The sequence below is a fragment of the Parafrankia sp. BMG5.11 genome (genome assembly GCF_004337455.1).
Window position 1 is genome coordinate 41,573 of the sequence record NZ_SJXI01000046.1, and the last position, 9,794, is coordinate 51,366.

Consider the following 9,794-nt stretch of genomic DNA (forward strand, 5'->3'; position numbering starts at 1 on the left):
GGATGCTGGCAGGGCGGCCCGCGCGCGGTATGGCCGGAGCGCCAGACTTTCTTATTGGCGCTCAGCAGCCGGCCGGCAAACCTTGGCGTGCCGCCGGGGGCTGCCTACCGCCGCCGCAGCACCAGCGCGGACAGCCCGACGAGCACCAGAATGACCACCGCCGGCAAGATCAGCGGCTTGGCTGCCTCATAGGCGATCCGGGCTCCGACGCCAATCACAATCATGATCACGGCGGCCTGCACCACCTTGGCCTTCCAACCTTCCCCGTTCATGTGTTGGTCTCCTCTCCTGAGTGATCTGGATGTCCACGCCCGCCAGCCGGCCCGCCGTCCTGGATGCCGGGCAGCCGGTTGCCGCTGTCTTCGGGTGCTGGTGGGCGGGTGAGTTCGGCCGCTGCCCGCATGTCCTGGCCGGCGATGACGAGCGCCTGCACCACCAGGTCGATGTCGATATCCGCCCGTTGGTGGCCACGTACGCGGATGCGCTGGTACGCGGGCCCGGCCCGCTTTCTGCTCAGAGGGCCACGTCGCAGTCGACCTCGTTGCCCCAGGCATGCCAGCCGGGACGCTTCCGCCGGGCGAACAGCTCCAGATACGGCCCCGGCGAGCAGCGTTCGATGATCGCGAACTGTTCCTCGGGCTTGTGGCTGTGATCTTGCTGTGGCGCATAGAACCAGCTGCCCTGTCCCCGGGACTGAACCGGGGCACGCCCTCGCGTACCGAGCAAAATGTGCTCGCCCTGATTCCGCAGGTAATTGCCCAGCCCCAGCCGGGGTTTGATCCAGGTCAGGATCGACCGGTAGGTGAAGCCCCAGGCGGCGAGGACTTCCTCACCGGCGTGCACGCTGGCATTAGTGACCCACAACCAGCAGTGGCTGTTCTCAGCCGCCAGGCGGTCGACCCGCAGGGCCGTGATGGCCTCCAAGCCCATGAGCGGGTAGTGCCGTTCCGCGCTGCGGCCACCTTTCTGCTGGATGTTCCACGGTGGGTCGGCCAGGATGGTGGCGTAGCGCCCGTCACCGGCCGTAGGTACTTCAGTGATCAGCGTGCCGGTCCTTCCGGCACGGGAAGATGCAAGATGTAAAGCTCCTTTCGCCTGGTGGCAGGCATGGCTACCGCCAGCCTGCCACCAGATGGACAGGGAATTTATGAGGAAAATTGAACCGTGGGACTGGGCGGCTGGACTACTCCGGCCGGTAGTCCTCATGGTTCTCGGCTACCAGCGGCAGAATGTCCGCGTTGGCCAGCGCCTCGCCCAGCCGGGCGGCCGCTACTTTCCGCTGCTTCTTCTCTTCGCCGTAGCAGGTCATGAAGAGATCCTGGAAGTAGCCGGTCAGGACTGAGATGGTTTCCGAGCGCAGGGCGTCCAGTGGTACCCGGACAACCACCTGGTCGTGGGAGTACGTGCTCACGGCCGCCATGGCCTACGGTCCGCCAGACGGCGCATCTGCGCTTCGGCATCGAGCCGCTGGGCGCGGATAGTCCGCCTGACCTCGGACTCCTGGTCGCGGAGGAAGCGCAGCGCATCCCGGCGCTGCAAGTCCGACACCCGCCGCCAGAGGATGCCGAGCAGCAGCACCGCGAGTAGCAGGGCGAGTACCAGTGCGACGGTCATCAGTCGAGCCCGCTTCCGAAGTCGAGCACGCTCCGCGCGATGGCCGCCACCGTCGTGTTGGCGATGAGCGCCAACGCCTCGGCGAGGTCGGGGTTGGCCTGCTCCAGCTGGCGCTGGGTGTCCTTCAGGAAGGCCACGTCGTACATGGCGCTCTCACCCACCCGGGCCTTGGCCCGGATCACCGCCCGGCTGACGTTCACTGTGTCGCTGATCTGCGTGACCGCTCGCACGGTGGAGCGGGAGACGGGCCGCCCGTAGCTGCTGTCACGGCGGCTCAGTTCACCTGGCACGTCGTACTCCTTTCACTAGCACCCGCCGGAGCGGGCGCGCCGAGTAGATGGCCACTACTCTTGGTCACAGTCCGAGCTTCGTGCTAGGCGATCCGGCCCCCAACTTCTGGACAGCGCAGTGGACAAGCAAGCCGATGACCTGGTTCTCCAACAGCTCCGCAAGCTGCGCGAAGGAGCCGGCCTGACCGCCGACCGTCTGGCTCAGAGCGGCGCAGTCATGTCGGCGCTGGGCACGGCAGATCCGGAAGTAGGCCTCCAGCGCCTTGCCGCTGCTGTGACGGCCATGGGTGACTCCGAACGCGCCCGCGCTCTCAAGGTCGACTTTGGCCTCGGCTTCGAGGAGCTGGTGGGAAGAATGCCGGTAGTCCGCGAACGCGAGTGGCTCGGTGATCGCCGCAGCGCCTACGCCGGGGCCATCGGGCGCGACGTCAAGACGCTCAGCCGCTGGTCGGACCGGGCGGTGGCGGAGCTGCGTGGACACTTGCTCTCGGACAGCTTCAACGGCCATCTCTACGTAGTGGCCGCCGTTGAAGGCCAACGGATCAAGGGCGCGAGCCTGATTCAGGAACCGCTGGAGGGCACGAAGGACGGCATTACGGAGCGCTCCAGCCTAGACATCGACAACCCATCTACCGAGCCGTCGATGCCCTGCCTGATCTACAGTTATCCGCGGGACTGGCGGCCAGCGAGCCTCACTCTGGCTGTGGCGTTCCTTTCAGAGCCCCATCCGGCCACAATCTGGGGCACGTACACCGACAACATCATGAAGCTGGCGTTCGGGCACGAGCGGTATGTATTAAACCTCAACGGGAATACGGCAACCTGTAGGTTCCTGCAACCGAGAACCGATTTACTGTATGCAATATGGTGGCGGGATGGGGCGAAAAATACTGTAATAGATGACGCAGATAATAGACTGCCTCTAGGTGCTGAATGACCTTTGTGCTAGAATTGTGTCCGGAGCTATCGGGGGGAAGGGTCGGGTGGCAGCATGTTGGCCTGGCAGATAGAAGCTCGCTTGAGTATGGGAATCTTCGCGGCGTGGGGCCCATTGGCCGTCGGCAATCGGCCTACCGTGACCGTCGACTGAGCCGAGGCAAAGACATCGGCCAACCGCAGAAGAATGGCACCGCCTCGAAGTGAGACCGCCAGGACGGCGAGCCTCCTACGTGAACTGCTAGAGACGCGCCAGCCGTACCGTCGTCTTTGGCGGCGTGAGATCGAACGTGACCGTACTGAGAACCTGAATCAGGCGGCGGTCGCCCGGGTGATACATAAACATCTTATTGATGCGGGGCTCCGTGAAGAAGTTGACGAAGAGCGCCAGCTAAAAGACAAGGTGAGCCGTGCACTCACAGGGCGTACTCTCGTTGCCGAAACGCTCGATTGGTTCATCGAAGCTTTCAACATGGACGAAGGCGATGCAGACCATCTTCGGGCGATGTTTGCGGGAACTTCGGCCGAGATCAATGGCATATCGAGTACCGTACGACAACCGCGGTCAATGGCGAGGAGGCAATGGCATAGGACGCTGAGCCTCTTTGAGCGCTACCACATTGACGCCCGGGGGTATCTCGTTGAGCGCCGGACGATGCATACTATTCTTGCGCTTGAAAATAACGTCGACCGCTATCTATTTAATCATGAGCCAACCGTGGTCGATATTCAGGTGATTCGCGGCGGGCAGCTTGGAAGAAGATACGAGTACAGCAATGGCCTATGTGCTCACGATATCGATTTCGGGTACAGCTTGAGTCGCGGGCAGAGCTACTCCTTTGAGTATTCAGCATTTTACGCAGAGGCGGATCGGCGACTTGAAATACGTCGTCCGGCGCGCGCCCGGTCGGAAAACATTGACATAGCGGTTTGCTTTCAACCAGAGCTCGCTCCCCGACGGATATGGTGGTCGGTATGGGAAGATCACTACGACGGCGGCCCTGTGGATGAGGATCCAGTGCAGCTCGACGGCAGCTTGATTGCCAGACGCTATGTGTCATTCATTGAGCAGACGGTCGTCGGCTTTCGCTGGGAATACTGAGATCTGCCGCGTCGGGCGCTACGGCTGGAACTGTAACCAGCATCGCTGGCTTACATGGCCGAGTCCGATGGTGTGTGAAGCACGAGTAGTGCCGAGCTCGGACGTCAGCAGCCTTGACAAGCCATGCGGATGTGAATCGACTACTGACGGACGTAACCGAAAGTAGTCAACGCTCACCCGACGGTATCTGCGACCTAAGTGCGACGTGGTGCATGTACTGTCTTCTCACCTCGGCCCTGTGCCCGCCGGAGTACGTCATGCCTACTTGGAGCCCAAGGAGAGATGGATTTTCCGGTGGCCAGATTGACCGTGCACGGTGACGACGAATGTTCGATCGGTGTGGGCGGACGCAATCCGAAAGCTGACCGTGCTGAGGGAGTCTGGGGCAGGCTTGCGTTTCGCTTATGCGCTACGTTTATCGTCCTCACGTTGCCCGGCCTGACCACATCCTGTGGCGAGGAGCCTCGCGATCTGCCAGCTGTAGCCGCACGAGAGCTGCCGAATGTGCAACCGCCGAAGCTATCACCGATCTGCGATTTCACCCGCCAGCCGGACGGTAGCTTGGTTGGATGCCTCGCCGGTGACTACTTCTTTGCCTTCGACAGTGCCGACTTGAGGCCTGAAACGCGTGGTGAACTCAGTCGCCTACTACCTACAGTATTGGCGCACGAAGGCGTGGTTCGGATCAAAGGGTACACCGACGGGATCGGCTCAGCGGAATATAACAAGTTCCTCTCGGCCGCGCGGGCTCAAAGCGTTCGTTCCTGGCTGATAGAGAAAGGCGCTCGGCAAGAGATCGTCTCGGAAGGACTGGGAGAGGAAGGCGCCGCCGATAACGTTGCGGACGACACCCGGCGGCGAGTGCTAATCATTTTGGAGCCATAGGCAATGAAGTTGAGAAGAGCCTCATGCTCGGCTCTAGCGCTATCGGTCGCGGTGGCCGTCTCAGGAGCTGCATGTGGCAAATCAGAAACGGCGGACTGCTCGCAGTATCGCCAAGAGTCAGGCATCGGCGATTCCGGATCTGCGTATCCCTTGACAGTTATTGGTCTTGATCTTCACACCAATGATTCAAGTACCGCAGATGAAATAGCGCAGACGCTCACTCCCGTGATTGGCGATGCCCTTACTCGCGGAGCTTATATCAAAGTCATTGCCCATGGAGGCGACGGACTCGGCACGATCTCATCCGACTGTTTCACTGGACCGGCTGGTGGCCCGTTCCTTATAGACAAGAAGAATGAGCGACGAGAAGAAAGCGAGCGCTCGAAGGCTACCGATGTACTTACCAAGGAAGCTGCGGAATTTGTTCGTTCCCAGCAAGTAAGCGACACCGGGACTGCGACTTTTCTAATCGCGGAACTCAAGCAGTACATCGACGAGGCACGCGCGGCGGCATCCAACCACCTGGGTGAGGTCACTGTGATTCTATACAGTAACCTACTCGGAAAGAGTGATGCTGGGCAGCCGGACTGTCTGAACATCGACGGCCAAGAAGCGGGAATGGCTACAGCGGCGGCCCTTGTCGAGCGATGCTTCCATGACGGTTATATAGACCAGCTCGCTGCGGACCACGTCCGCTTGGCCGGGGTGGGAGATGGAGCCGAGAACAGCCAGCAAATAATCCTAGCCAACCAGCTGGCGGAAAGCCTCTGCGCCCGGTGGGGAAACTGTGAGAAGCCGGAGGTTGATAAATGAAGAAGCTTCACGAGACTGAAGAAGAACATTCGCAGATTGCGAGAATCAGGTCTCAGTACATTGTTCTCGCGTGCTTCCTGATGGACGTTCTTCTGGAGATTTGGATCTGGTTGACGATCGATTCCAGCGCAATCTGCGCCTCCCTTACGGGCGCGATTATCATCTGCACCTTGAGCGCCTTCATCGCGGGCAACACGTTCGGGTTGCGTGACTGGCGGCGGCGCAACGGGATTCAGGGACGGGCGGGCGCGAGGGACAAAGTTGAGGTTCTCAGAAGCCAGCCGCCGCGCGAGACTATACAGCGGCGCTTCTCTATTGCGTCCTGGGGTGCGAAGCTCGGTGCGCTTGCTATCGCGGCAGCGATTGTGTTCGCTGCTGTTGGCGGAGAGGACGTCGAGCAAAGCATAATAGCTTCGATCCTCATCCTGATCTGTGCGCTGCTGTGTTTTGTGAGCGGTAGCTACGCGCGGCCGATCGACTAGTACCCATCGAAACGAAAGAAGCGCTGAGACATGGCACGAGGTGGTTCTCGCCCAGGCGAGATTGCAAAGAGCCTGATCTATGGTATCGGTGATGTCGACGTCGGGCTTGCTGGTCCCGAGGCACGGCGAGAGACTCTCGACGCGCTAGAACAGCAGGAGCTAGAGACTGCACACGCTGCTGGCATTGAAGTTACTCGAAAGCCGCGCCAGAAGATTAAGCGGATTCAACGAGCTCTGGAAATGGCACACGAACGCCGCAAGGGCAAGTCCGCTCGCTCGTCAAGCCGGGTCGACCAGGCCGCACGTTGGCGGCAGGTCGGAATTCAAGAGAGAATTCCACTAATTCACCTGTCTTTGCCATTGCGGGTCGTTATCCTGCTCCTGCTCGCGACCGTTGACTTCTACGTCTTCGCTCAAGCCTATGCGTACCTTACCGACGTGGAGGACTTCAGTCCGGAATGGTGGGTTGGTGGCGGGGTAGGAACCATTGTCTTTCTTACCGGGCTAGTCCTAGCGCATGAGATAAAGGCCCTGGTTCTGGGTAGGGCACAACGGAAGCTTCTTCAGGAAATCGACGACGGATCCATCAAGATTGAAGACGACTGCCGTGAGCGGCTGGTCTGCACGGAATCAAGTCCTATTATGCTAGGGCTCGCCCTGTTCGGGTTCACGGTGCTTTTCGTCTTCGGGTTGCTGGTCCGTCTTGTCGGTTCCGACGAGAACTGGTCGATTTCGCTCCTGCTGTCACTGGTTCCCGTCGTGGTCGTTGTGGTCGAGGCATTCATCCATGACCCAATGGATCGGGCTGAGCCACGTCGCTCTCTGTTGGAATGGTTGCTGGAGCGGAAGCTTGCCAAGGAGTCGGAGAACCTTGCCGTACTGCAGGAGAAGATCGACAGGGCGATATCCCGGATCAAACATAAGTACGTGGTCGAGCGATCGATTCTCGCGACGGAACAGGCGGATATGGGACTCGGCTTGCAGGCAGCCGCAGAGTCGCGTGTCGGCCCAGTAGACCACTCTCGCGATCCAGATCCAACCTTGGGAGCAAGTTCAAATGGCCATATCCATCTTCCCGAGCAGGGGTCGGTCGGCGGGAACGGAGGCCTTTAGTGGGCAGTGATATACCGCAGTTTCAGCGCGCTCCAGACAAAGGTTTCGGAAGGAGAGCGACGTACAAAACGTTTCGAAAGGGAGAAAATTTCGTAACGGATACATACGTAGATGGGCGCTTCACGGAACGGCTCGTGATACGGGCGATCCGCAATAAGAAGACTGGTAAACGGAGGCTTGAGCGTGAACTATTCACTATGAAGCCTGGTCTACCGAAGATCTATCACGACGCTTTTCGGGCAGGTCTGACCAACCGCATGATGCGAGTAGCAGGCGGAAAGCAGTTCTATTCCCACTTTACTCCCGACCTACATCAGGGTGCCACGGAAAAAGAATTCCGAGTGAAGCATCCAGTATCGAAGGATATTCCTGCAAGATATTCAGTTCTTCGCGCTGTTAAGCGAGGGAGTTGGAGAGGAAGGTACCTCCGTGACTACGGGAAGTAGCCATTAGATCTGGGCTCATCCTTTTTCGTAACGGAATTCGGGCATCTGGAACCTGTATTTTGGTACTTCAACATCCCAGCCCCGATCAGGAACGCTAACAGTCCGACTGGGGACTGGGGCAGGATAACTGCCGCCCGTTCCAGCATCTCCAACCTTGAGCGGCTCGCCTGATGGTGGTTTCTGTTCGTTCGGGCGGCTAATAAGGAATAGCTCCGCATAGGCGTCCTCCGGCGGGTATGAATTGTCGCCCTGGAGGGGGTAGGCATCATAAGCGTTTTTAACGCTATTCCAGAGCGCCAATTCGACGTTGGGTCGACCACCGCCGGGGTCACTAAGAATAATCCCTAATCCGCCTGTCGCGATCCATCGAACGTAGTCGATAGCCAATTCCGTTACATCGGATTTTTCTTCAGCGGCAAGGAACGGCAATGCCAGAATACGCTCCTCGGAGTCCTCCAAGTAGCCGTCGCAGACGAGCACAAGGACTATCTCCCCTTCCGAATAAACTAGCCGCAAACGTAGGCGCGACTGATCATCATGTGGTTTTATTAGCGTGCCGGGTAGGATGCTATGTGGCAATTCTTCGGAGTTCACCGAGATGCCGTATCCAGCCGCTTTAAGTTCAACTTGCAAGGCTTCAATACCTGCACGGTAGCGTCTGGCGCTTACATTTTTAGGATATACCGACTTTAGTTTCATGGCTTCATTTTATTGCATTACTCGAATAATGTGAAGATCCATGTCGGACTTTATATTGATAAGAGTAGCAATTAGTGCCCAAGATGCTGGCACGCAACATCCAGTGCGAGTGTCAATGCGTCCTCCGTATGCCCATGGTCCCATTGGTCAGCTAACGTCGGCCTGTGACCGCCTCCCACCGCCACCAGCTCACCACCGACGTCCACCTCCTTCTACTGGCTGACGGGCGAGTCCTCTTCGGCTGCCGCCAGAACACCGGCTACGAAGACGGGGCCTACCACCTCCCGTCCGGCCACCTCGAAGCCGACGAGTCGGTGGTCGCAGCCCTCATCCGTGAGGCCAAGGAAGAGATCGGCGTCACGATCAAGCCGGAAGCCGTCGAGTTCGCGCATATCATGCATAACTCATCCAGCGGTGGCCGGGCAGCCTTCTTCTTCACAGTCCGCGAGTGGGACGGCGAACCGGAGAACCGCGAGCCTGAGAAGTGCAGGGAGCTGGCCTGGTTCCCCCCGGACGCCCTGCCTGACCACCTGATCGCATACTGCCGTACCGCCCTGGAGCACATCGCCGCCGGCCAGCCGTTCTCGACCTACGGCTGGTAGCAGTGGCCGAGGATCATCCCGGCCCGGTGGCCTGCTTCAGCTACCTCGGAGCCTGTCAAACATGGTGAGACATCAGGCGGCTTCGTTCGTGTGTAGCGTCTCCTCGGTCTCGATGATCGCTGGGGGCTGGTTGATCCACGCATTGGTCGGTAGCGCAGGCGGAGTTGGTCGGTGGTGGAACCGCTCGGGGTTGGCGAGGTAGGCGGCGTCGAGGACCTGGGCGCGTCGGGTCTGGATCTCGTGGGCGGTGCCGTCATGGACGCTGGCTGGGGTGTGTAGAGCGACGCCTGAATGCCGGTGGTCGTTGTTGTAGTAGTAGCTGAAGAAGACGTCGCAGAAGACGCGGGCGTCCTGGAGAGAACCGAAACGTCCCGGGAAAGCGGGGCAGTATTTGAGTGTCTTGAAGTTCGCTTCGCTGTAGGGGTTGTCATTGGAGACGTGTGGGCGGGAATGGCTCTGGTCGATGTTCAGGTAAGCCAGGAGGGCGGCTACCGGCTGGGAGGTCATCGAGGTTCCGCGGTCGGCGTGGACGGCGTTCGGTTGGACGTCGCCGTTCACGGCGACTGCGTGCTCGATGAAGGCTTTTGCGAGTTCACCGGTCTCGGTGGGATGAACCTCGAAGTGGACGGCTTTGCGGGAGAATATGTCGAGGATGACGTACAGATCGAAGTACACACCGCGGACGGGTCCGGTTAGCTTCGTGATATCCCAGCTCCATATTTCGTTGGGTCTGGTCGCGAGTAGTTCCGGTTTCTTCCGGGCGGGGTGGGTGGCCTGCGCACGCCGCTCGACGGTCTGGTGCCGGGCACGCA

At 59.6% G+C, this 9,794-nt stretch carries 15 protein-coding genes; 7 read left to right on the forward strand and 8 right to left on the reverse strand.

The genetic code is table 11. From position 1 onward, the window contains the following. Positions 1-104 precede the first annotated feature (104 nt). The 6 genes from E0504_RS50560 to E0504_RS29350 all read right to left on the reverse strand — a co-directional run bounded on the left by E0504_RS50560 (position 105) and on the right by E0504_RS29350 (position 1,904). Positions 105-272: a hypothetical protein gene (locus E0504_RS50560; RefSeq protein WP_165938645.1), complete on the reverse strand. Its 168-nt coding sequence runs from the start codon at positions 270-272 to the stop codon at positions 105-107. Then, complete coding sequence (locus tag E0504_RS51440; protein WP_207974600.1) at positions 269-436, reverse strand: hypothetical protein; 168 nt, start codon at positions 434-436, stop codon at positions 269-271. The genes E0504_RS50560 and E0504_RS51440 overlap by 4 nt, the downstream gene beginning before the upstream one ends. Before the next feature lie 77 nt (positions 437-513). Then, the gene (locus tag E0504_RS29335; RefSeq protein ID WP_131626173.1) at positions 514-1,206 is read right to left on the reverse strand and encodes an MT-A70 family methyltransferase; all 693 of its coding nucleotides are present in this window, start codon (positions 1,204-1,206) and stop codon (positions 514-516) included. After that, on the reverse strand, positions 1,184-1,420 hold the full coding sequence (locus tag E0504_RS29340; RefSeq protein ID WP_131626174.1) for a hypothetical protein: 237 nt from the start codon (positions 1,418-1,420) through the stop codon (positions 1,184-1,186). Before E0504_RS29340 ends, E0504_RS29335 begins: the two co-directional genes overlap by 23 nt. Next, positions 1,408-1,614, reverse strand: a complete 207-nt coding sequence (locus E0504_RS29345) for a hypothetical protein (RefSeq protein WP_131626175.1) — start codon at positions 1,612-1,614, stop codon at positions 1,408-1,410. Before E0504_RS29345 ends, E0504_RS29340 begins: the two co-directional genes overlap by 13 nt. After that, the gene (locus tag E0504_RS29350) at positions 1,614-1,904 is read right to left on the reverse strand and encodes a hypothetical protein (RefSeq protein ID WP_131626176.1); all 291 of its coding nucleotides are present in this window, start codon (positions 1,902-1,904) and stop codon (positions 1,614-1,616) included. The genes E0504_RS29345 and E0504_RS29350 overlap by 1 nt, the downstream gene beginning before the upstream one ends. A 118-nt stretch (positions 1,905-2,022) precedes the next feature. Between E0504_RS29350 and E0504_RS29355 the strand changes: the two genes are divergently transcribed. The 6 genes from E0504_RS29355 to E0504_RS29380 all read left to right on the forward strand — a co-directional run bounded on the left by E0504_RS29355 (position 2,023) and on the right by E0504_RS29380 (position 7,235). Next, positions 2,023-2,841, forward strand: a complete 819-nt coding sequence (locus E0504_RS29355) for a hypothetical protein (RefSeq protein WP_131626177.1) — start codon at positions 2,023-2,025, stop codon at positions 2,839-2,841. Positions 2,842-3,171: 330 nt separating this feature from the next. Beyond that, positions 3,172-3,942: a hypothetical protein gene (locus tag E0504_RS29360; protein ID WP_131626178.1), complete on the forward strand. Its 771-nt coding sequence runs from the start codon at positions 3,172-3,174 to the stop codon at positions 3,940-3,942. 282 nt (positions 3,943-4,224) lie between these two features. Next, positions 4,225-4,827, forward strand: coding sequence for an OmpA family protein (locus tag E0504_RS29365; protein WP_131626179.1), 603 nt, complete (start codon positions 4,225-4,227; stop codon positions 4,825-4,827). 3 nt (positions 4,828-4,830) lie between these two features. Then, positions 4,831-5,640 (forward strand): hypothetical protein, encoded by an 810-nt coding sequence (locus E0504_RS29370; RefSeq protein WP_131626180.1) that lies wholly within the window; start codon positions 4,831-4,833, stop codon positions 5,638-5,640. Continuing rightward, on the forward strand, positions 5,637-6,122 hold the full coding sequence (locus E0504_RS29375; RefSeq protein ID WP_131626181.1) for a hypothetical protein: 486 nt from the start codon (positions 5,637-5,639) through the stop codon (positions 6,120-6,122). Before E0504_RS29370 ends, E0504_RS29375 begins: the two co-directional genes overlap by 4 nt. Before the next feature lie 30 nt (positions 6,123-6,152). After that, positions 6,153-7,235 (forward strand): hypothetical protein, encoded by a 1,083-nt coding sequence (locus E0504_RS29380; RefSeq protein ID WP_131626182.1) that lies wholly within the window; start codon positions 6,153-6,155, stop codon positions 7,233-7,235. A 461-nt stretch (positions 7,236-7,696) separates the two neighbouring features. Here E0504_RS29380 and E0504_RS29385 read toward each other — a convergent pair whose 3' ends face one another. Next, a complete protein-coding gene (locus E0504_RS29385) occupies positions 7,697-8,380 on the reverse strand; it encodes a hypothetical protein (RefSeq protein WP_131626183.1) in 684 nt (227 codons plus the stop codon). Positions 8,381-8,544: 164 nt separating this feature from the next. Here E0504_RS29385 and E0504_RS29390 point away from each other — a divergent pair, with 164 nt between their 5' ends. Further along, a complete protein-coding gene (locus E0504_RS29390) occupies positions 8,545-8,982 on the forward strand; it encodes an NUDIX domain-containing protein (protein ID WP_131626184.1) in 438 nt (145 codons plus the stop codon). Between the two features lie 72 nt (positions 8,983-9,054). Here the strand turns inward: E0504_RS29390 and E0504_RS29395 are convergent. After that, positions 9,055-9,794, reverse strand: a 740-nt coding sequence (locus E0504_RS29395; RefSeq protein WP_131626185.1) for a DDE-type integrase/transposase/recombinase, incomplete at its 5' end; no start/stop codon positions are given.

Coding starts and splice junctions, on each gene's coding strand:
- E0504_RS50560 (WP_165938645.1), bottom strand. CDS start 272: ATGAACGGGGAAGGTTGGAAGGCCAAGGTGGTGCAGGCCGCCGTGATC.
- E0504_RS29335 (WP_131626173.1), bottom strand. CDS start 1,206: ATGAGGACTACCGGCCGGAGTAGTCCAGCCGCCCAGTCCCACGGTTCA.
- E0504_RS29340 (WP_131626174.1), bottom strand. CDS start 1,420: ATGGCGGCCGTGAGCACGTACTCCCACGACCAGGTGGTTGTCCGGGTA.
- E0504_RS29345 (WP_131626175.1), bottom strand. CDS start 1,614: ATGACCGTCGCACTGGTACTCGCCCTGCTACTCGCGGTGCTGCTGCTC.
- E0504_RS29365 (WP_131626179.1), top strand. CDS start 4,225: ATGGATTTTCCGGTGGCCAGATTGACCGTGCACGGTGACGACGAATGT.
- E0504_RS29370 (WP_131626180.1), top strand. CDS start 4,831: ATGAAGTTGAGAAGAGCCTCATGCTCGGCTCTAGCGCTATCGGTCGCG.
- E0504_RS29375 (WP_131626181.1), top strand. CDS start 5,637: ATGAAGAAGCTTCACGAGACTGAAGAAGAACATTCGCAGATTGCGAGA.
- E0504_RS29380 (WP_131626182.1), top strand. CDS start 6,153: ATGGCACGAGGTGGTTCTCGCCCAGGCGAGATTGCAAAGAGCCTGATC.
- E0504_RS29385 (WP_131626183.1), bottom strand. CDS start 8,380: ATGAAACTAAAGTCGGTATATCCTAAAAATGTAAGCGCCAGACGCTAC.